The sequence below is a fragment of the Capsulimonas corticalis genome, assembly GCF_003574315.2.
GTDB lineage: Bacteria > Armatimonadota > Armatimonadia > Armatimonadales > Capsulimonadaceae > Capsulimonas > Capsulimonas corticalis.
Window position 1 is genome coordinate 1,240,239 of record NZ_AP025739.1, and the last position, 21,389, is coordinate 1,261,627.

17 protein-coding genes are annotated in these 21,389 nt (G+C 61.8%); 8 read left to right on the forward strand and 9 right to left on the reverse strand.

Annotated elements, in window-relative coordinates:
- Nucleotides 1-223 precede the first annotated feature (223 nt).
- Nucleotides 224-3,298, reverse strand: coding sequence for an RICIN domain-containing protein (locus tag D5261_RS05345; RefSeq protein ID WP_119321026.1), 3,075 nt, complete (start codon nt 3,296-3,298; stop codon nt 224-226).
- A gap of 467 nt (nt 3,299-3,765) precedes the next feature.
- Here D5261_RS05345 and D5261_RS05350 point away from each other — a divergent pair, with 467 nt between their 5' ends.
- Both D5261_RS05350 and D5261_RS05355 read left to right on the forward strand, forming a co-directional pair.
- Nucleotides 3,766-4,890 carry a GntR family transcriptional regulator gene (locus D5261_RS05350; RefSeq protein ID WP_165864126.1) on the forward strand — a complete coding sequence of 375 codons (1,125 nt, stop codon included), beginning with the start codon at nt 3,766-3,768 and terminating at the stop codon, nt 4,888-4,890.
- A gap of 265 nt (nt 4,891-5,155) precedes the next feature.
- Nucleotides 5,156-5,749: a hypothetical protein gene (locus D5261_RS05355; RefSeq protein WP_119321028.1), complete on the forward strand. Its 594-nt coding sequence runs from the start codon at nt 5,156-5,158 to the stop codon at nt 5,747-5,749.
- A gap of 73 nt (nt 5,750-5,822) precedes the next feature.
- Here the strand turns inward: D5261_RS05355 and smc are convergent, their stop codons facing one another.
- On the reverse strand, nt 5,823-9,470 hold the full coding sequence (gene smc / locus D5261_RS05360; protein ID WP_119321029.1) for a chromosome segregation protein SMC: 3,648 nt from the start codon (nt 9,468-9,470) through the stop codon (nt 5,823-5,825).
- 174 nt (nt 9,471-9,644) lie between these two features.
- On the opposite strand from smc, the gene D5261_RS05365 reads away from it, so the two are divergent.
- Nucleotides 9,645-10,172, forward strand: a complete 528-nt coding sequence (locus D5261_RS05365; protein WP_125205925.1) for a hypothetical protein — start codon at nt 9,645-9,647, stop codon at nt 10,170-10,172.
- Between the two features lie 27 nt (nt 10,173-10,199).
- Here the strand turns inward: D5261_RS05365 and D5261_RS05370 are convergent, their stop codons facing one another.
- Nucleotides 10,200-11,180 carry an AraC family transcriptional regulator gene (locus tag D5261_RS05370; RefSeq protein WP_119321031.1) on the reverse strand — a complete coding sequence of 327 codons (981 nt, stop codon included), beginning with the start codon at nt 11,178-11,180 and terminating at the stop codon, nt 10,200-10,202.
- Nucleotides 11,181-11,385: 205 nt separating this feature from the next.
- On the opposite strand from D5261_RS05370, the gene D5261_RS05375 reads away from it, so the two are divergent.
- From D5261_RS05375 to D5261_RS05385, 3 genes are all read left to right on the forward strand, one after another.
- Complete coding sequence (locus tag D5261_RS05375; protein ID WP_119321168.1) at nt 11,386-12,378, forward strand: aldo/keto reductase; 993 nt, start codon at nt 11,386-11,388, stop codon at nt 12,376-12,378.
- Nucleotides 12,379-12,487: 109 nt separating this feature from the next.
- On the forward strand, nt 12,488-12,898 hold the full coding sequence (locus tag D5261_RS05380) for a (R)-mandelonitrile lyase (protein WP_119321032.1): 411 nt from the start codon (nt 12,488-12,490) through the stop codon (nt 12,896-12,898).
- On the forward strand, nt 12,895-13,641 hold the full coding sequence (locus tag D5261_RS05385) for an SDR family oxidoreductase (protein WP_119321033.1): 747 nt from the start codon (nt 12,895-12,897) through the stop codon (nt 13,639-13,641). The genes D5261_RS05380 and D5261_RS05385 overlap by 4 nt, the downstream gene beginning before the upstream one ends.
- A 53-nt stretch (nt 13,642-13,694) precedes the next feature.
- Here D5261_RS05385 and D5261_RS05390 read toward each other — a convergent pair whose 3' ends face one another.
- Together D5261_RS05390 and D5261_RS05395 are read right to left on the reverse strand one after the other, a co-directional pair.
- A complete protein-coding gene (locus D5261_RS05390) occupies nt 13,695-14,537 on the reverse strand; it encodes a hypothetical protein (protein ID WP_119321034.1) in 843 nt (280 codons plus the stop codon).
- Nucleotides 14,538-14,607: 70 nt separating this feature from the next.
- Nucleotides 14,608-15,162 carry a hypothetical protein gene (locus tag D5261_RS05395; RefSeq protein WP_165864127.1) on the reverse strand — a complete coding sequence of 185 codons (555 nt, stop codon included), beginning with the start codon at nt 15,160-15,162 and terminating at the stop codon, nt 14,608-14,610.
- A gap of 194 nt (nt 15,163-15,356) precedes the next feature.
- On the opposite strand from D5261_RS05395, the gene D5261_RS05400 reads away from it, so the two are divergent.
- Both D5261_RS05400 and D5261_RS05405 read left to right on the forward strand, forming a co-directional pair.
- Nucleotides 15,357-16,346: an aldo/keto reductase gene (locus tag D5261_RS05400; protein WP_119321036.1), complete on the forward strand. Its 990-nt coding sequence runs from the start codon at nt 15,357-15,359 to the stop codon at nt 16,344-16,346.
- A gap of 25 nt (nt 16,347-16,371) precedes the next feature.
- Nucleotides 16,372-18,213, forward strand: a complete 1,842-nt coding sequence (locus D5261_RS05405) for a hypothetical protein (protein WP_119321037.1) — start codon at nt 16,372-16,374, stop codon at nt 18,211-18,213.
- Here D5261_RS05405 and D5261_RS05410 read toward each other — a convergent pair.
- The 4 genes from D5261_RS05410 to D5261_RS05425 form a co-directional block, all read right to left on the reverse strand.
- Nucleotides 18,188-18,733 carry a DUF4085 family protein gene (locus D5261_RS05410; RefSeq protein WP_119321038.1) on the reverse strand — a complete coding sequence of 182 codons (546 nt, stop codon included), beginning with the start codon at nt 18,731-18,733 and terminating at the stop codon, nt 18,188-18,190. The two genes, D5261_RS05405 and D5261_RS05410, sit on opposite strands and share 26 nt — an antisense overlap.
- A gap of 31 nt (nt 18,734-18,764) precedes the next feature.
- The gene (locus tag D5261_RS05415; protein ID WP_119321039.1) at nt 18,765-19,208 is read right to left on the reverse strand and encodes a DMT family transporter; all 444 of its coding nucleotides are present in this window, start codon (nt 19,206-19,208) and stop codon (nt 18,765-18,767) included.
- A 31-nt stretch (nt 19,209-19,239) separates the two neighbouring features.
- Complete coding sequence (locus D5261_RS05420) at nt 19,240-19,647, reverse strand: hypothetical protein (RefSeq protein WP_125205927.1); 408 nt, start codon at nt 19,645-19,647, stop codon at nt 19,240-19,242.
- An 86-nt stretch (nt 19,648-19,733) separates the two neighbouring features.
- The gene (locus D5261_RS05425) at nt 19,734-21,215 is read right to left on the reverse strand and encodes a tetratricopeptide repeat protein (RefSeq protein WP_165864128.1); all 1,482 of its coding nucleotides are present in this window, start codon (nt 21,213-21,215) and stop codon (nt 19,734-19,736) included.
- Between the last annotated feature and the right edge of the window lie 174 nt (nt 21,216-21,389).

Genomic DNA, 21,389 nt, shown 5'->3' on the forward strand with positions numbered 1-21,389 from the left:
CTCCTTCGTTGGTCGGGTCCCACATACGCAGGACAATAAAAGTCATCACTCATAGAGAGGTGACTGTTTATACCGCAACGCCATCGGATGAAGCACTATGACAAATACTGGAATTTCCGCGCACGGTGAATATAATCTTCGAGTGGGGAGAAGGAGATCCGTCAAATGTGAGACTCACGGCTCTGAACAGGGCGTTCAGAGCCGTGAGTCTGATGCGTAGTGTTTACTTCAGGGTCCAGAGATGGTCCCCGGTGTAATTCTCGGGTGTTTGGAAGATCTCAGCGCCATTGGCCGTGCTCATGCCGTTCACGCCCAGCACCAAGCCGCTGTTCCAGTTGAACAGGGAGAATGAAGAGCCGGCGTCGAGCAGCTGCCAGAGATGATCCGTCGCCCCGTTCGCGCCCCAGATCACGGCGTCGGCCGTACCGAGCGAGCCGCCTGTGATCCCCAGCTCCCGTCCGCTGTTGGTGTTGAGGAACTTGTAGAGGCCGCAGCCCTGATCCTGGAGCTGCCAGAGATGGTCGCCGGTCCCGTTGTCGTCCCACTGCGTCACCAGCGTTCCATCGGCGGTTCCCCCGCCTGACGGCGTCAGCACCTTGCCCGTGAAGCTATTGCTGATTCGGTATGTGGTTCCGGAGCGGACATCCTGGAGCTTCCAGTGCTGGTTCGCGCCGCCGGTGTCTATGTTCTGATCGACCAGCGCGCCGTCGGACGTGCTGCTTCCCGTAACCTCAAGAAGTTTACCGCTGCTTTTGTTGATGACTTTGTAGTAGCCGCCGCCGATGTCCACCAGCTTCCAAAGCTGGTTCGCGCCGCTGGCGTCGTCCCACTGATCGATCGGAGCGCCGTTCGCCGTGCTGCTGGCGTAGTCTTCCAGCAGCCTGCCGCTGTTTTGGTTGACGATCTTGAAGTAGCCGTACCCGGCGTAGACGAACTTCCAGTTATGGTCCGGCGTCCCGTTGTCCGTGTATTGCTGCGCGTTCGCGCCGTTGGCCGTCGACGCGTTCACCACGGCGAGCACCTTGCCGCTGTTCTGGTTGAACAGCTTGTAGTAATTGAGCGGGCTGGTTCCCTGCGGGATCACGACCTGAATATTGTCCAGCTCCGCGCGGTTGGAGCCGTGGTTGAACTGAAGCGTATTGGCGCCGGCGTTCAGAGTGACATAAACGCCCGTCACAAAGGTCGGGCTGAAGCTGCCCCATGCGCCGGTGTACGGATAATTGACCGTGATTGGAGACCCGGTGTTGCCGTTGACGACCAGGCTGTGGGTGGCCGTGGCCGCCGCCGCGCTCTGGTCCACGTTGCTGTTGTTGTCGTAGGCGACCAGCACGGCGTACTGCCCCGCGACGGGAACGTTCACCGTGAACTTGACGTAGCTGCTCGCGGCGTCGAGGCCGCCCACATACTGGCCGCCGGCCGATCCGCCGCCGCTTCGGACCTGCCCGCCGCTGACAACCGCGCTGGCGGCGTAGTAGATGTCGGTATTGCCGTAGGAGACGCCGCTGCTAACGCCCCGGACATTCGCGCAGTTCGGGCCAAGCTCGGCAAGGAGCGTTCCGTAGGGACCATCGTTGCTGACGGTATTGCCTGAGAGCGTCGCGAAGTTATCGTTCGACAGCCAGACGCTCGTGTTGGAATCCTGGCCGCCCACCATGCCCGCCGGCGCAGCGACCGTCCCCGGACCGGCCGGATGCGCGTTGACGAAGGCGTTGCGCGTGATCTGCGTTCCGGCGCCGTTCACTATCGCGATATTGATCGCGTCGTTGCCATAGAAGATGTTGTTTTGAATGAGCGTGTTCTGGAATGTCTGTCCCGTGGACCCAGGATAGTAATACTGGTTGTCCATTTGAATGGCGCCGGCGTTGCGGCCGCCGTCCTTGTTGCCATAGTTCCAGCGCAGGCAGTTGTTGCTGAAGACGTTGTTCTTGATCACCATGTTGTTCGCGTACGATTCCGTCACGATCGCCGCCACGGTGCCGCCGTCGAAGATGCAGTTTTCGATATCGCTGTTGTCCGCCACGATAACGCCGACATCCCGGAAGTTCTGGATGATGTCGTTCTTCATTGTGAAGCCGTGCGATGTATGGTTGATATCGAAGATCCGGTACTTGTAGCCCAGACTGAACGGCTGGCTGAGCGTGACGTTGTACCAGGGCGCGCTGCCGTAGGTGTTGTCGGGCGGGCTGTAACTGACCTGCGTGGAGTTCGAGGTCGCCGTGTCCTGTCCCAGGAAGTTGCCGTTGGTGTCGTAGAAGTAGAGAACGTCGCCGGACGCGACCCCGCCCCAGGTAAACGTAAGCGTATTTCCGCTGGTCGTCCCAACATTCTGTCCCGAGCCGGCGTCGGAATTGATCACGTCGTCGTTCGATCCCTGCCAGGTCGTGTTGGTCATGATCAAGCCGTCGTAGTTATTGCCGGAAAGGATCCCGTCCGGTCCGAGCAGGCCCAGATTGCCGCCGGCGGCGGGCGTCGGCTGATAGACGAAGTTGCAGCTGTCGATCACGATATGGCGGTTGTTGCTCGCCTGCCACATATTCGCATTGGCGGTGCTGACGGTGAGGCTGCTGAATGTCAGGTTCGTACATGTATCGACATTGAAGTAGCGGCCCGCGTAGCCGCGCACGGCCACGTAGTCGCCGTAAACGACGCGCCCGTTCGCCGGGACCATGTCCGTGTTCCCGCCGAGATAAAACCGATACTGGCGGTTCGCGGCGTTCAGCGTGGTGGGCGGCCAGGATTGAACTCCATAATCGCCCGTGCCAGGCTTCCAGCGGCGCGTCTTCTGATCGAAGACCTGGAACGCGTCCGCATAGGCCGACGCTCCCCAGTGGTTGGCGTTGCTCCAGTCCGTGGGGTAGCCGGCGTCCAGGGTGACGTCCATGTAGTTCCCCGTTCCGTCGCTGCCCGTGTTGTAGATCTTGCCTTGCGTGAAGTTCGGCGGGCCGGTCATCTGGAATCCCTGAAACGTGAGGTTCGTGTCGTGATTGAAGTTGATCAGCTGATACGCCGTGTCCGAAAAGTTCAGCTTCACGCCGGTCCCGGAGATCGAGAAGTTCGACATATTCTGAAACACCCAGGCGTAGACATTTCCGCCCGAGGTGTTCACCGGGATATTGTACGTTCCCGCGTTGACCGTCACTCCCGTCGCCCCGGTGTTATAAGCGTTCATAATCGCGCCGTACAGCGCGCCGGGGTTGTTGGGATCGCCGACGGCGACGATGGCCGCCCTCGCTCCAGAGCTGCCCAGAGCGAGTCCCACGGTCAGCGCGAACGCCGACACTCTCACTGATAACTTCATCGTGATCTCCTGTTCTTACGATTGCATTAGTAGCAAAAACACAAATCGACCGTCATAAGAAACGCCGCACGACGTCGCGCGGCGTCTTTCCCATTGCTTGCTTCTTGTGATGATCGGCCCGGACGGATCAGTCGGCCCAGAGGTTCGGCATCTGCGGCAGCGACGGCTATGGATCGCAATTATATCAAATATAACTATCGTATTGATCAACACAAACTGATCAGTGTACGTCGATTTGATTGGCATGACAATGGCATCCAGAACTCTCCTCACTGCTGATCGCTCGTTAGTAAGAGTCAATTTATATCACAGCGCCGGACCAATGTCAATACATTTCCCGAAAATATTCTATTGTTCGTAAAATAGGCGTATTTTTTCAATACAATTATGATACAATTGCTCTCAGTTCAGCCATCATCATGTCAGCAACGCTTATGAAAAATCGTATCGCATTGGAACGTATGGATTTGAAGCGCATTCCCGGGGCGCCGCTGCACGCGCAGATCAACCAGCAGATCGTGAGGATGATCGAGCAGCAGTTTCGCGACGGCGAGGCGTTCTATTCGGAGCAGGAGCTGACGCAGGCCTTTGGGGTGTCGCGCGTCACGATCCGGCGCGCGCTGCAAGACCTGGACCGGATGGGCTATCTCGTCCGCAAGGCGGGCTATGGCGCGACCGTGCGCAAATCCGGAGCTCATTTGACCCAGGAACAGGCGGACGCCGTTCCTCAGCGCGCCGCGCCGGACGCTGGAGGCCGGCGCCTGCGCAGCATCGGCCTGATCGGCTCCGGATGGCAATCCGAGTATATCGCGGCGATGGTCGATAAGCTGACCCGGGCGTGCCTGGAGCGCGGCGTCGAGCTCAAGCTGCGCCTGATGGATCGGGAGCGGCCGGAGGCGGTGCTGGACCAGATCACGGAAGGGCCGGAGGAAGAGGCGCTCCTGCTGTTCGTCGGCGACCGCCTCGCGGTCACCCTCCACCGGACGCTGCGCGAGCGAGGATATCGCACGATCTCGCTGGACACCGCCTCCGCGCACTATGAAGGCCGCGTCGTCGCCACCGACTCCCGCGCGGCGGTCCGCCTGGGCCTGGAGCACCTGTTCGCGCTTGGGCACGAGCGGATCACGCTGATGGTCAATGAGTACTTTCGCGAGGAAGACGTCCAGCGCAAGATCGAGGAGTTTCTGGAGACGATGGACACCCACGGGCTCTCCGGGCGTATCGCCTGCTCCGTCCAGCGTGGATATGAGGGCGGCTACGCCATGATGCCCGATATCTGGCGCGGCGCGGATGAGGAGCGCCCGACCGCCATCATGACCGTTTCCGACGCCGGGGCGTGGGCGGCGCTGCGCTGGCTCCGCGAGCACGGCGTCGCCGTTCCGGAACAAGTGTCCGTGGTAGGCTTTGAGGACGCCTCCTCCAGCCGGTACGTGACGCCGCCGCTCACCACCATCGCCCACCCTATCGACGCGCTTACCGCCCGCGCGGTCGAAATGCTGCTGGCCCCGTCTTGGGCCGAAACCCACCCCGTCCACGAAATGATTCCGCCCGCCCTGGTCGTTCGCGAAAGCACGGGTCCCGCCAGGCAGTGACGCCGCCGTCCCGCGCCGCTGTCATTGGGCGCCGAATTTTGTGATTTCGCGGGAAATAAGTACGCTAAAATTCCATTCGTTCGCTTGTTGACTTGCAATATCAATCGTGATAGAATGCACTCGCGCCGCCGCAAGAGCAGTACGCAGCCGCGTTTCCCACAGCAAGTTCGTGGATATGGCGTTTCGCCGCAGGCACTACCCATCGTCTCCAAATTGCGGCGCAACAAGTCGAAGGAGACTCGCCACTCGTCGAAAGGGAAAAACCATGCTCAAGCTTACGAAGACAACCACCGCGCTCGGCGTTTATGTGCTTTTTGCAACTATTGCGCCACAGTCAGCACATGCCGTTCAGGCGATCGCCATTGCCGGCGACAACACCCCCAATCCTACGATCAACTATTCGGGAGGCGTCTCAGGCGTCTTCAATCTGAACGTCCCCAATGGCTTCCTGCGCAGTAAGATCTCTCCCATGTTCAATCCCAGCGTTAAAATCGTCTTTTCGCCGCTGACCGGAGCCGGGGCGGCCGGCTACAGCTTTTTCCCGGCGGCCCAAGCCTTCGATCAAGTGCTCAGCGGCGGGAAGTTCCAGGTCGTGGATATCCCCACCGGCGTGGTCCTGCTCAGCGGCAGCTTCTCGAACGCCATCCTGCACGGGACCAACGGCTCCTCGTCCCTGGCGCTTACGCTGATGAAGGACAGCGTGCTCTACAACACGCCCTCGCCCTACTTCCCGGTCGGCGCCAGCCCACAAGGAGGCTCGCTCTCACTGGAGTTCGTCTCCACCGCTCCAGTCGCCGCCGCCTCTACCGGCTTCGGCGGTTTTAAAGCGAACGACGGAATTACGTTCGCCATCCACTAGAAGCGTTCGTCCGTGCGCCGGCCGTGCATCCCTTCGTGGATGTGCGGCCGGCTTTGCTTATGGAGCGTAACGGTCAGCCGGCGGCTTCCGCCGCGACTTTGGGGCGGCGGCCGTTGCTGGTTTTGGGTTTGAGATTGGCGGGGGCGGCGGGACCGTCTTCGAGGCCGGGAGGGGCCTGCATGCTGAGGACTCGGGAGATGCCGGGTTCCTGCATGGTGACGCCGTACCAGAGGGGAGCGGCTTCCATGGTGGTGGGGTTGTGGGTGATGATGATGAACTGGGAGCGGACGCCGAATTCGCGCAGCAGTTCGGAGAAGCGTTCGACGTTGGCGCCGTCGAGAGGCGCATCCACTTCGTCCATCACGACGAATGGGCTGGGCTTGACCTGAAGGAAGGCGAAGAGCAGCGCGGCGGCGGTGAGGGCGCGCTCGCCGCCGGAGAGCAGCGCGAGGTTTTGGCGCTTCTTGCCGGGCGGCTGCACCATGATGTCGATGCCCGTTTCGAGAATATCGGCGGGGTTGGTCAGGACGAGATCGGTCTTGCCGCCACGGAAAAGGCGGGTGAATAACTCGTCGAAGGCTTTGGCGACGGCGTGGAATGTCTCCAAGAAGACGCCGCGCGTGGATTCGTCGATCTCGCGGATCGCTTCCAGGAGCTTTTCGCGGCCCTCGTCGAGGTCCGCGCGCTGCTCGGTCAGGAAGGCGTGACGCGTGGAGACTTCCTCGTACTCCTCAACGGCGGCCGTGTTGACCTCGCCCATCGCCTTGATCTCGCGGCGCAGGCGACCGACTTCCTGCGGGGAGCCGTCTGTGACTTCGGGATCCTCCGGCATCGCCATCGCCTGTTCGGCGTCGATCTCATACTCTTCCAGCAGACGCCCGGCGTACTGGCCGCGCTGGACTTCCAGGCGCGCTTCCTTCAGCTCAGCCTTGTGCAGTATTTCGGCGGTCTCGGCGCGCGCGGCGTCCTGGGCGCGCATCTCCTGACCCAGCGCGCCCGCCTGACGTCGCAGCTCCTCGCGCACGACCTGCTGCTCTTCCAAACGGACTTTGGCGATGTCGCGCGCCTTCACCGCCTCGGCGCTCTCGGCGTCCCGGTCTCCGGTCTGGCCTTCCAGGGACGCATGCTCGGCGTGCGCCTCCCGGCTTTGATTGGTCTTGCGCTCGTGCTGGACGGAGATCTGGTCCAGCTCGGACTGCGCGGCGCGCAGGGAGCGTGAGAGGCTGGCGACGCGCTCGCTCTCAGTTGCGAGGTTGATCCGAACCGCCGTCAGATCCCCTTGCAAAGCGTCGCGCTCGGCGGTCAGGGCGCGGATTTCTTCCGTCTCGGTCGCCATGGCGTCGTCGACGCCGGCGGTCTCGACGCCCGCGCTCGCGAGCGCCTCGGCGGCGGCGGCGGCCTGAGCGCGCGCCTGGGCGAGCGACGACTGGCTGGTTTCCATCCGGCGGGCGCTGGCGTCGCGCTGGTCCGCGCTGCGCTTGGCTTCGTTTCCGGCGAAGTCGACCCGGCGGCTCGCTTCGCTGGCGGCGAGCTGCGCGGCCTGCCGCGCGTTCTGCGCTTCGGAGAGGCCCCGGTCGGCGGCCTCGCGCGCCGCTTCGGCGGCCTTCACGTCATCCCGCCGCGCCGACAGCTCTTTCTCACTCGCCGCCAAATCGGCCTTGAGGCCGGCGATCTCGGTCTTGCGGCCCAGGATCTGCCCCGCGCCGCGCCCGTTTTGACGCCCGCCGCTCATGGCGCCGTTCGGAGAGATTAGTTCGCCGGTGAGGGTGACAATTCGATTCCAGCCGCGCGCGACATGCGAGGCGGCGAGCGCGTGGTCCATCGTCTCGCAGATGAAGAAGCGTCCCATCAGGGTTTCCAGCGCGGCCCGGTAGCGCGGCTGAAATTCGACCAGCTCCAGCGCCGTCCCCAGCACGCCGGGCATCGCGGCGGCGCGGCCCAGCTCCAGGCCGTCGCGGTGGGGTCGCATGCGATTCAATGGGAGGAAGGTGGCGCGGCCGGCGCGGTTCTGGTAGAGATAATCGATCGCGGCCTTGGCGTCCGCTTCGCTGTCGGTGATAATGTCCTGAAGGCTGCCGGCGAGGGCGGTTTCAAAGGCGACTTCGTAGCCCGGCGGCGCGACGAACGCGTCGGCGACGACGGTGAAGTTTCCCTGCAAATGTCCGCGCTTGCGGGCGTCGGCCACGGCGCGGACGCCCTGGTGGTATCCTTCCTGGGCGTTCTCCAGATCTTGGAGCGTGCGCAGGCGAGTGCTGACGCCCACGGATTTGGACTGCGCCCCATTCAGCGCGTTCTGCGCGGTATGGACGGCGAGCCGCGCGGCGTCGCGCGCGGCCTGCGCGTCAGCCACCGCTTTGTCCGCTTCGGCGAGCGCGGCGCGAGTCGTCGTGACGGCTTCCCGGGACGCCTCGACTTCGGCGACGCGCAGGCGCGCGTTCTCCGCGTGCCGCTCCCACTCTTCTTTCAGAGTCGGCAGGCCCGATTCCAGCTCGGCGACGCGCGCCTCGGCGCGGGCGAGATCGGCCTGCCGCGCGGCCTGCTGCCGCGCCAGCGCCAGCGATTCCTGCCGCCGCCGCTCGCTTTGTTTGGTGAGCTGCTGGATGCGCTCGGTCAGGCCCTGCCCCGCGCCCTGCTGGGAGCCGACCTGCGCCCGCAGCGCCTTTTCCGTCTCCTGCGCCGCCTCCAGCTCCTTGCGGATCTCGTCCAGCTCGGTGGACAAACGCGTGCGGCGGGACAGCAGTCCCTCCAGCTCTTGAGCCAGGAGATGCAGCGAGGACTCGAGGCCCTTCGCCCGCTGTCCGGCGAGCGCGCGCTGGCTTTCCGCCCGTTCGGCCTGTGAGAGCGCGCGCTGGTGCTCGTCGCGCCGCGTCTCCAATTCCCGTTCGGCTTCCGCGAGCCGGGCGCCGATCACCTGTGAGCGCTCCTGCGCCTGGGTATTGCCCGCATCCTGCTCCGCGAGCTTCGCCTGCGCCGCCGCGCGCGCCTTGCGTGTGGCCGCCAGCTCGTTTTCTGCCCAGCGCAAGTCCACGATCAGCAGATTGGTCTCGATCGCCCGCAGCCGCGTCTTCAGCTTGATGTAGATCGCCGCCCGTTCGGCCTGCTCGCGCAGCGGCTCCAGGCGCCCGTCGATCTCGCCGATGATATCGCGCACGCGCTGCAAGTTCGTCTCGGTGGACTCCAGCTTGCGCATCGCCTCGCGCTTCTTCACGCGATACTTCTTGATGCCCGCCGCTTCTTCAAAGAGCCCGCGCCGGTCCTCGGGGTTGACCGACAGCACGGCGTCGATCTCGCTCTGGTTGACCAGCGAATACGCCTCGCGGCCGACGCCCGTGTCGAGAAACAGCTCGTAAATATCTTTGAGACGGCAGGGGACTTTGTTGAGGAAATACTCGCCGTCGCCCGTGCGATAGGCGCGCCGGGTGATGGTGACCTCATCGAACTTCACGGGGAGACCGCCGTCGGAGTTGTCGACGGTCAGCGACACCTCGGCCATTCCCATCGGGCGCCGCTTGTCGCTGCCCGAAAAGATCACATCCGTCGCGCGCGTTCCGCGCACGGCCGAGGCCTTCTGCTCGCCCAAAACCCACAGAATCGCGTCGGCGATATTGCTCTTGCCGGACCCATTGGGACCGACCACCGCCGTGACGCCTTCGGAGAACTCGATGAGGGTTTTGTCCGCGAACGTTTTGAAGCCCTGAAGTTGGAGGCGCTTGAGGTGCATTGCTCTGAGAATTATAGCAGAATCACAGAGAAGTGTCAAAGAGCAAGCAGGCGGGCGGCTTTATCAGGCGGAGCCGACGCGGCGATACGGAAAACATAGCGCATCGAACAAGCTCTCTCGGTCGCGACGCAATCCCGTTCATCCATAAGCGTGCGAAAGTCATGAGGTCCGACAATGCGGTATCGAACACCGGAGCCGGGGCGGCTCCTCTCGTATTTGACACTGGCGGCGCTGCCGATACTGGCCCTGAGTCTGCTTTCATTCCATCGCCAGCTCCATTCCTCCACGCCGCTGCGCGGCGCAAACGCGCGATCGGGCCCGGCCAGCACGCTTGTGACCGGCGCATCCGTCGCGGCCCCGATTGTCGTCCTTGGGAATGGGCCGGGCGCATCCCACGTCCGCGCTCCCGGCGACGTCCAGATCGTGGACTCGCATGGCCGCGTCGTACTTTGCGCGAAGGAATCGAGACCCGGCCTCTTGTCAGCCGAGCGCGGGATATCGCTGATGAACACCGGGGCAGCCATTACGGTCGCCGGCCATTCGTTTCCGCTCCTCGTCGTGGGACTGTCGCGCGGCGCGGCGCTGTTCCCAGGCAAGGAGTATGCGCTGGAGCAGATGACCCGAAGCGCGCTTCAGCCGGGATACACGCTTCTCGAAATCGAAGCGCCCTCCGCGCCGCCCACCCCGCCGAAGCGCCGATAGCGAGCGTCGATGCGGAAGATCGCGGCGTCAGACCTCGACTCTGTCGGCCGCCCGCAGGCGCTCGATATCGCGCATCGGCGGGTGGCCGAAGAAGCGTTTGTATTCGCGGCTGAAGTGCGACGTGTCTTCATAGCCCACGCGGAAGGCGGCGCTGGAAGCGTCCAGGTCCTCGCCGAGCAGCAGGCGGCGCGCCTCCTGAAGCCGCAGATTCTTCTGGAACTGCAAGGGGCTCATCGCGGTCACGGCCTTGAAATGCTCGTGGAAGCCAGAGGGGCTCATGCCGAGGTCGTGCGCCAGGCTCTCGATCCGGAGCGGCTTGTCGAAATCATGCCGCAAGCGCTCGATGGCGCGGGCGATGCGGTCGGTATGACCGCCCAGGACGGCGATATGCCGCAGCCGCGCGCCCTGATCGCCGGCGAGCAGGCGGAAGATGATCTCGCGGGTGATCAACGGCAGCAGAACCCGCGCCTCGGCCGGCGGGGCGTCCACGAGCCGCACGAGACGGACCGCGGCGTCCAGCAGGCCCGAGTCCAGCGGGCTCACGTTCATAGCGCGGACACGGTTGACATCTCTTCGAGGGGACGGGATCTCCGCTTCGAGCATGACGGACGCGACGGTCGCGGAATCGAGATTCAGACGCAGACTCAGGTACGGCCGCTCCGGCGACGCCTCCACAAGCTGGCTCACGGCGGGCAGCTCGACCGTCGCCAGAAAGTACTTGTAGGGATCGTATCGATAGCGTTCGTTCCCGAGAAGAATCTCCTTGGCGCCCTGCGCGATGACGCAGAATGATGGCTGCGTCACGTTATGGTGCGGTCCCGCGATCGAAGACATCCGGTTCAGGCGCAGCCCCTTCACCGGCTCATCGGTTCCATCGATGGGAATGGCCCGCGCGATACGCTCCACCAGCTCCTCCCGATTGACCTTCTCCCTCAGCTCCGCATTGGGCTGCGTCCCATGGGACCGGTCCGTATCCTGATTGTTCCCCGCCTCGTTTATGAAATTCATCGCCGCGCCTCGCTTTGCATTCGTCCAGCCACTTTTTGACAAATCTGGAGAATCGTTCAATCATTCCCGAGGAATGTTATACCTCCGAGACCTCCCTATCGCGTAAAATAAGAGAGACACGGTAAGGAAATCCAAAGCCGTATGGAGTTTTATACAATTGAGCGTGAACTACGCTCGAAATGGGAATGGATACGAGGAGCAAAAAATGCAAAAGCGCACACTCGGAAAAAGCGGCCTGGAGGTTTCGGCCATCGGCCTCGGCTGTATGGGCATGAGTTTTGGCTACGGTCCGGCCAAGGACGAACAGGAAATGATCTCGGTGCTCAAGGGAGCGGTTGACCTCGGCGTGACGTTCTTCGACACCGCGGAGATGTACGGCCCGTTCGCCAACGAGATACTCGTCGGCAAGGCGCTGTCGCCCATTCGCGGGCAAGTCGTCATCGCCACCAAGTTTGGATTCGACATCGACGCCAACGGGAAGCCGACCGGCGCTCTCAATAGCCGACCCGAACATATCAAGGACGTCGCCGAAGCGTCTTTGAAGCGACTGAACATTGACGCCATCGACCTGTTCTACCAGCACCGGGTGGACCCAAACGTCCCCATTGAAGACGTGGCCGGCGCGGTGAAGGAACTGATTCAGGAAGGCAAGATCAAGCACTTCGGCCTCTCGGAAGCCGGAGCGCAGACGATCCGCCGCGCACACGCCGTACAGCCCGTCACCGCGCTTCAGAGCGAATACTCCCTCTGGTGGCGAGAGCCTGAGACGAAAACCATGCCCACGCTGGAGGAACTCGGCATCGGGTTCGTCCCCTTCAGCCCACTGGGGCGTGGCTTTTTGACGGGTAAGATCGACGAAAACATCACTTTCGACAGCTCGGACATCCGCAGCCACAACCCACGCTTCACGCCGGAGGCTCGCAAAGCCAATCAGGCCCTGATCGATCTGATCGGGAGCATCGCGGGAAAGAAGGATGCGACGCCGGCCCAGATCGCGCTCGCGTGGATCCTCGCACAGAAGCCATGGATCGCTCCGATCCCCGGAACCACCAAGTTAGCGCGGCTCCAAGAGAACGTCGGCGGGGCCGCCGTCGAACTGACGTCCGAAGACCTTCGCGACATCGAAGAGGCCGCCTCCAAGATCGAAATCGAGGGAGCGCGGTACGCAGAAAGCTCGGAGCGGATGGTCGATCGCTGAGCGGCCGGGAGCGGATCGGCAACAGCCATATCGTTCGCGTTCGCACAGACAAAGCAATGGGCTAATCAAAGGCGACGGTCAACGACACGATCGCACATAAGGAGAAAAGATGGAGATCAAACGAAACGGATCCCGGCCTTCCGGCAAGGGGCCGGCGGATTATTTTACCGGGACAGTGCGGATCGATCCACTGTTCCAGGCCCCCCACCCGGCGCGCGCCGGCGGCGCGACCGTCACCTTTGAGCCGGGCGCGCGCACCGCGTGGCATACCCATCCGCTGGGCCAGACCCTGATTGTGACGGCCGGGCTTGGACGGGCGCAGCGTGAGGGCGGTCCGATCGAGGAGATCCGTCCGGGCGATGTCATCTGGTTCGCGCCGGGCGAGAAGCACTGGCACGGCGGATCGCCGACCACCGCCATGACGCACATCGCCATCGCCGAGCAGGTCAACGGCAGCCCCGTCGACTGGCTGGAGCATGTCACCGACGAACAGTACGACAATCAGGAACAGAAATCGTGACCAATAACATCGAAGGCAAGGTCGTTGTCATTACAGGCGCCAGCAGCGGACTGGGCGAGGCGGCCGCCCGTCTTCTTTCCGAGCAGGGCGCAACGGTTGTGCTGGGCGCGCGGCGCGCCGACCGTATTCAGGCGCTTGCGGAAGAGCTGAACGCCAAAGGCGGCAAGGCGCTCGCCCAGGCCACGGACGTTATCGATCGCGATCAGGTAAAGGCTCTGGTGGACTCCGCCGTGAGAACATACGGGCGTATCGACACGATCATCAACAATGCCGGACTGATGCCGCAGTCGCTGCTGGAGGCGCTCAAGATCGACGAGTGGGACCGCATGATCGATGTGAACATCAAGGGCGTGCTCTACGGAATCGCGGCGGCGCTGCCTTATATGAAAGAGCAAAAGTCCGGGCATATCATCAATGTCTCCTCGGTCGCCGGTCATAAAGTTCGCCCTGGAAGCTCGGTCTATGCGGCGACCAAACACGCCGTACGCGCGCTTTCCGAAGGACTGCGCCAGGAAGTAAAGCCCTACAATATCCGAACGACGATCATCTCGCCCGGCGCGGTCGCCACAGAACTGCCCAGCACCATCACCGACACGGAAACCGCCGACAGAATCCAAAAGTTCTACAACGAGGTCGCGATTCCCGCCGACGCGTTCGCCCGAACGGTTATCTTCGCCATGAGCCAGCCGGAAGATGTGGACATCAACGAAATCCTGTTCCGGCCCACTCGCCAGGAACTTTAAGCATCCCGATCCGACGATGCAAGCCGCTTCGTCTCATCTTCACGAACGAAAGATCACGCATTCCGCCTCGGCGCTATCCGCCCCGCAACCTCGCGCAGGGTGGACGCCGCCGGCTCGGGAATGCCCGTCGATGGATCCATCAGTACGGCGGAGGCGACTTCACGCCATCGGTCATGTCTTTGATCGAAATTGGTCAGTCCCAGAAGCCATTCCTCGGATTCCACTCGCCATATCTCAAGCCGCCCACGCGCTTCTTCCGCAATGACCCAATCCGCGAGCATCTGCAATTCCTTCGCATTGCTCCCCTTTTCGAATTGGGTCACACGCAGCAGCAGAATCGCCATCGCAAAAAATGGATACTCATACTTGTCAGAGGACATACGCAAAGTCCGCCAATACAGTAAGCGCAGAGCATGATCCACAGCATCTGCTCCCAACCGTAGAGCGCTGGCGATAAATTGGATCAGCGTATCATTCTCTTCCGTGATATAATCCTGACTTTCCACATCATCGGCCGCTCTTAACAGCACGGCGCAGGAGAAAAAACGTATCCAGTGGCCCCGCTCGCCGCGCGCTTGTGGTTTCCAGATAAGCCCGGCGCGGTTCATTTCATTGTTCGGCCCGAGGTTGTGCGGTTTCCACACAGGATCGTCAGGTTCAGACCATCGCCTCAGGTGTAGCGCCTCTCGGGGAAACCAAGGAAGTGGATCTGGAATCTTATGTCCATCGCGGATTGGAACCAGTGCGGCAAAGTACTCCTCTTCGTTCAAGCCGTAATCGGCGTAGGCGATATCCCGAAGCATAGAGTCATCAATGATCGGCTTCAGCCATTCGAGCAGAGACGTACTGGATGGGGAAAGGCCTTGGAGCAGAGCTTCTATTGTGGGATCTATCATTATTCTCTCTTCCATGACATCGATAACGGTGGGAATTTATGTTTCGAGTTGAGAAGATCTTCGTATATTCTCAGGAGAGAAGCGAGTGGAGATAAGCGGCCGATCCTATCAGCGTGCTGACTGTTACCCAGACCCATCCGTTTGTCCGCGCCGACGACTTCTGGCTCATTACCAGGTAAAAGCTCAGGATGAAGGATAGCAATCCGCACAGAGTGGCTAAATCCGTCTGCCCCGTGCAGAAGAGAAGGACGCCCAAGCCTGTGGCGATCCACATCGCATAGGCAAAGGGCATGCCGGCTCTGCGCTGGGCTTCCTGATCCTGCAGGGGTTCTTCGCTTCGAGTCTCCGGAGCAATCAAAGGGTGAGGAATATCCCAGAGGGAGCCGCTCTGCGTACGGCGTAGCGCATTGCGCTGACATGCAATGCAGGCGGTTTCTCCCGCCCGCACCAGGGCTCCGCAACAGATGCAGGAGGGACGGATGACTGACAACACCTTTTTGATTCGCGGCTTTGCGGCCCGGTTCTTACCGCAGCACGGGCATTTCAAATCAGCCGGCTCCATGGGATTGCCGCATCCGGAGCAACGGATCAAACTTATTGCGGAATCGTTGGAACGGAACGTCATTTCGCCAATCACCTCATGGGCATCCCCGCGCGGAAGCATATGGACAAGGCGGATTCTACCTCGAAACCGACGATTCCGTTTGTACGGACGCAGACACACTACTCTCAGTCAACACACCAAAATAAAATGACAGATATTGACTTTTGTCATCACGCGGGTATAATATCCCTATTCTTGCCTTGGAGGATCACACAATGCAAACGCGACAGCTGGGAAAAAGCGGACTCGTCGTTTCGGCGGAGGGTCTGGGATGCATGGGCATGTCGGAGTTTTATGGGGCGACGGATGATGCGCAGTCCACGGAGACTCTGCGCCGCGCTCTGGATCTGGGCGTGACGTTTTTTGATACGGCGGATATGTACGGCGTCGGGCGAAATGAAACGCTGGTGGGGAACGCGCTTCGGGCGAAGCGCGATCAGGTGGTGATCGCCACCAAGTTCGGCAACAAGCGTGCGCCGGACGGGTCGCGCCTGGGAATTGACGGCTCGCCGCAGTACGTGCGGGAGGCGTGCGACGCCAGCCTGAAGCGGCTCGGCGTCGATACGATCGATCTTTATTATCAGCACCGCGTGGACCCCAAGACGCCGATTGAGGACACCGTCGGCGCGATGGCCGAACTGGTGACGGCGGGCAAGGTCCGCTATCTGGGGCTTTCGGAGGCGAGCGCCGCGACAATCCGGCGCGCCCACGCCGTCCATCCGATCGCAGCTCTGCAAACCGAGTATTCGCTCTGGACCCGCGACGTCGAAGCCGACATTTTGCCGACCGTACGCGAGCTGGGAATCGGTTTCGTTCCCTACAGTCCGCTCGGGCGCGGCTTCCTCACCGGCACGATCAAAGACACCAGCAGCTTCGGCGCCGACGACTTCCGCGCGACCCGCTCGCCGCGTTTCCAGGGCGAGAACTTCGACCGCAACCTGGGGATCGTCGAACAGATCGAAGCGCTCGCCAAAGAAAAGGGCGTTACGTCCGGACAGATCGCCCTTGCCTGGGTGCTGGCGCAGGGTTCGGACATCGTCCCGATCCCCGGCACGCGACGGATCCCCTATCTCGAAGAGAATCTCAAAGCGCTGGAGGTCACGCTGACTCCGGACGATCTGGCCCGCATCGACAAAATCGCGCCGCTGGGCGTGGCGGCGGGAACGCGCTACGAGGAATCGGGAATGACGGCGGTGAATATCTAACGCAACACGTTTCGCGAGGTATTCCATGACCCATCGCCGCCTTCGGCCGCCGCACTTCGCGGCGGCCACTTTCGCCGCTGCTCTGACGCTCTCTTTGGCGAGCGCCCAGGCGCAAAATACGCCCATCCTGCCGCTCGCCACGGCGGACTGGACCGCGACCGACGCGCTTGGCCGCACCCTCCCCTCTTACGCGCAGACCGGCGGCCCGAAGGCGAACCGATGGGTAGGAATCTTCTACTGGCAGTGGCATAGCGACGATCGCTATCTCCCGCAGTACGACATGACGGAGTTCCTGAAGTCGCACCCGCGCTTCATGGATTTTCAGGCGCATCCCGCCGGCGGCCCCGACTTCCCCACCTACTACTGGGGGCAGCCTCTCTTCGGCTACTATCGCTCCACCGATCCCTGGGTGATCCGCAAGCATCTCGTGATGCTTGCCGACGCCGGCGTGGACTTTCTCTTTCTCGACTACACCAACGGCAGCGTCTACGACAAAGAATTGCAGGCGTTTATGGGTGTGGCGCGCGATCTCAAATCGCGCGGCGTCGCCGTCCCCAAATTGGTCTTCTTCCTGAACTCCGAGCCCGAATGGAAGATCGAATCGCTCTACAATCACTGGTACAAGCCCGGCAAGTACGACGATATGTGGTTCCGCTGGCGGGGCAAACCGCTGATGATGTCGCCGATGCCGACGGATGAAACGAAGTTCCGCGAGAAGTCGCCGCTGGCCGACATCCAAAATTACTTCACGTGGCGGCCGACGTGGGCGTTTCAGGACGCCGCCAAGGAGCCGACCAAGTGGCGTTTTCTGGAGGAGTTCCATAACGGAAAGGCGCAGCGCCCCGCGTTAGGCCCCGACGGTAAGATCGAGCAGATGGTGGTCAGCAAGTCGATGGGGGGGCCGCTGTGGGACAACATGAAAACCGGCGGCGTCAGCGCAAAGCCCGGCCATATTCCCTCCTACGACGATCAATGGACTTCCAAGGAAAACGCACGCGGGATCTTCTTTCAGGCGCAGTGGGATAACGCCCACAAGGTCAAAGCCCCGATCCTGCTCGTCACCGGCTGGAATGAGTGGACGGCCTCGGTGTGGGAGACTCCGGGCGTCGTGATGCTGGGGAGAAAAACGGCGGCGGGCCAGGGACATATCGTCGACGAGTTCAACAGGGACTTCAACCGCGACTTAGAACCGATGCGCGGCGGCTACGGCGACGATTACTACTGGCAGCTCGTCGCCAACATGCGCCTCTACAAAGGGATGGAGCCGCCCCAGAAGCCCTCCGCCCCGCAAACGATCCGCCTCACCGGCCCGATCACGCAGTGGAGCGCCGTGCGCCCGCTCTACAAGGATGCGCCCAACGACACCGCCACGCGCGATTTCGACGGCGCTCCCAAGAACACGCACTATACGGACAGCAGCGCCCGCAACGACATCGCCTTGGCGCAAGTCGCGCGCGACAGCAAGAACGTCTACTTCCACGTTCGCACGGCGAACACACTCAGCGCGCCCGCCGGCAAAAGCTGGATGATCCTGCTGATCGATTCCGACCACAACCCCAAAACCGGTTGGAACGGTTACGACTATCTCATCAACCGCAATCGAACCAATGGAGAATGCACGATCGAACGCAATGTCGGCGGCGTCTGGAAATGGAGCGCCGTCGGCTCGGCTCCGATTCACTGGAGCGGCCGGGACCTCACCCTCGCCATCCCGCGCAAAGCTCTCGGCCTCGGCCCCCGTCAGCCTGTAAACCTCAACTTCAAATGGGCCGACAACATCCCCGAAACGCCCAATATCATGGACTTCTTCAGCAAAGGCGATGTCGCGCCCGACACTCGGTTCAGCTATCGGTACGCCGGCAACTAGCATGCGGCTGCGGAACGTGCTGAATTTCCACACGGTCAGCGGCTACAGAAAACTCAGCATTCAGAAGCAGCGCTCGGTATTCGAACGCTGCTTCTGGATGCAAATCCATCTCTTCGTAAAGCCACCATTCATCCAGCATTGCGTCCAATCCGACAACGCTTTGCACGCCATGGAACGTTAATGTCACATCGCCAATTGGCTCACAGACGCCGCCACGCGTATCCAGCAAGATCTGGAGCGTTTTCCCATCGAAGTGGACATTCTTGACAATTCCGTCGTGAAATGTCGTTAGCGCCAAATTTAGAGCATCATCGCTCAAGCGTGGTTTGATTTCCTCGAAATGCGTCCGCAAGGCGATACTTGCAGCTTTCCAGGCTTCTACTGCTGCGGTTCGCCCACTCGCCACGCACGCTTCTTCCCATGCCGCCTCCGCATCTTCCGCTGTTAAGTTCTCACTCGGTTCAAATTCCGGCTGGCTATCCTGGAGCCACTGGTACAGATCGCGTGTAAAGAACTTCAATGGTTGCTTCTCCTAAAGAGCCTCGAAAGAATTACCGGCGCTGGGTGAGAATCACGCCGACGAAGACGAGGATGACGCCGAGGAGGCGGGTGGCGGTCAGGGGGAATCGAGGGATGCCGAGGAGGCCGAAGTGGTCGAGGATCATGGCGCAGACGAGCTGGCCGAAAATGGAGATGACGACGACGCTGCCGGCGCCGATGCGCGGGAGGGCGATGACGGCGGCGCTCACGATGAGCGCGCCGCAGAGGCCGCCGAGGTAGGCCCACCAGGGCGCCTCGGCGAGGCCCGCCAGACGCGGGCGACCGGTGACGCCGCAGAGGACGAGGATCAGCAGGGTCACGGCGCCGACGGCGAACGAGACCAGGGCGCTCATCAGCGGCGAGTCGACGGCGTTCTTGAGACGGCTATTAACAACCGATTGAAAGGGAATGGCGGCCCCAGCAAGGGCGACAAGGGCGAAGATCCAGTTGCGCATGGTGAGCTAGCGTTCCCCAATGGACGCCGCGTTAAACGCAAGGGTCAGGATAGCATGCGCCGGCGTCGGATGATGCTGTATTCCGATGAGCGGGGGAAAACGGCGATCGGCCTTCCTGGATATTCGCAAGACGGGTGCGGATATTGCCGCTCATCGCGATAGGAATACGCCGCCGGCGCAGCATTCCCTCATAGAGAATAACCGCATCCTGCGTGCGAAAGCCTTGCTCGTAAAGGTTCGCCAGCCGATACTGCGTTAACAACAAATAGGAGCTGCGGACCAAGTACAGGAAGTACTCCAGCCGTTCCAGGAGCGCGGTCGCCTTCAGAATATTTCCACGCGCGACGCAGTTGGCCGCCCGAGCGGAAAGCACATAGTAAAGAAACCGATCAATTCCGAGACATTTGAAGAGAATCGAGAGTGATATTAGTATTCTCATGAGGAGCCCTTCGCTGATTGCGTGCATGAGGAATACCAACATTATACAATATGTTTACCAGGTTAATCAATTTCTCCGGGGAATCGTTATGAAAAGAGTTCGTCCAATTTGGCGTGCGCAAGGCGCGCGAAATGGGTGTCGATCTTCTGGTCGACCGCCTGGGTAAACGCCTCCCGCGCCGCCTGGGATTCGCCCAGGGCAAGCAGGGATTCGCCGAGGAAATAGTAGCCCTTCGGGAATTCGACGGGGTCGGGGATCATGGCGAGATACTGCCGCCAGAGGTCCCGGCTTTGTTCGTAGTCGCCGAGCAGATAGACCGCGCGGGCGATCGATGCGGCGAGTGAGAGGGCCGTACCGCGATCGTGCGGGAATTTCGCGATATGGGATTCCAGAAAGGCGATCCCCTGCGCCGCCGCCGCACGCTTGCCCATCGATGCGTCGAGCCACGTGCGCAGGCTGTGACACCAGAGGCTCAGCTTCTCGTCGCACATAAACTCCCGCTCCGCCTTGCGCAGATGCGGATCGGCCTCTTCCGGCCGGCCGGCGCCGAGCAGCGCGCGGGCGCGGCCGAGCGACACCACCGCCAGATTGCGCTGCTGGAGCGTTGGAACCCAGATGCCGGGCGCATCCGCGCAGGCGTCGAACGCCTGAAGCGCGCCGTCGAAGTCCCCAATCGTCTCCAGACACTCGGCCTTGGACATATTCGCCGTGCGGCCCGCCTTGGCGCTCAGAGCGATGGCGCGGTCCACCGTTTCGATCGCCTCTACAAATCGCCCCTGGCGCTTATGGATGCTGGCGAGAAAGGCGAGCGCCTCAGCGGCGTCATCTTTGTTGTTCTTCGAAAGGGCGATCTCGTAACGCTGCTGCGAATGGTGCTCCGCCCGCGCGAAGTCGCCCATATTGCTGGTGGCGACCGCCGCCATGCCGTGGATGGAGGCCCCGACATCGCCCAGACATCGAGTCGTCGTCGCCTCGTCCGTCCACCGAATCACCTGGTCCATACGGCCCGCGTTGAACGACGCCACGCAGAGATGCCCCAGGAAGATCGCGCGCGTGATCTTGTCGCTCAGGGGGGTCGCCGATAAACCCTGTTCGTACGCCACGCACGCCTCCGCGTACTTGTTCTCGCGCTCCAGCAGCATCCCCTCGGTCCGCCGGCTTGCAGGATCGGCCTCCGCCCGGTGCGCGCGGTCATGCGCCTCAAACCGCTCCGTGGCGGCGTCGGACGACAGTCCTAATCCCTCCCAGCAGTCGGCGAGGCGCAGATGGATATCGCCCTCCAGCGACGGCGTCAGCCGATGCTTGAGCAGCGATTGGTACAGGTCTACCGATTCGCGATACCGCTGCGCCTGCGCGTACAATCCCGCCAGCCGGTACCGAGTCAGAACCGACAAGCCCCCGCGCACCCAGAAGGTCAGCTTGTTGAGGCGCTCCAGAATCGCGATCCCCCGGTCAATCTCCCCTCGCGCCGCGAGGCGCTGGGCGTGGTGCGGTAAAAATGTAAAAACAAACCACTCGCCGACCAGCAGCAAAGCCAGCAGCACCAGCGGCAGCGCCAGAGAGGACATCGACAGCTCCATCTGCGGAGAATAGGAAACAAATCAGTATACCACGGGTTTCCTCCTCGCTTCCGTTATGGGAATAACCGGAATTCCACGCAATAACAGCCCCAGCCGCACAACCACTGCGCGAAGCGCATGTCTACGTCAAAAAGGGCGAGATGATTGAGAGGATGGAGTAAG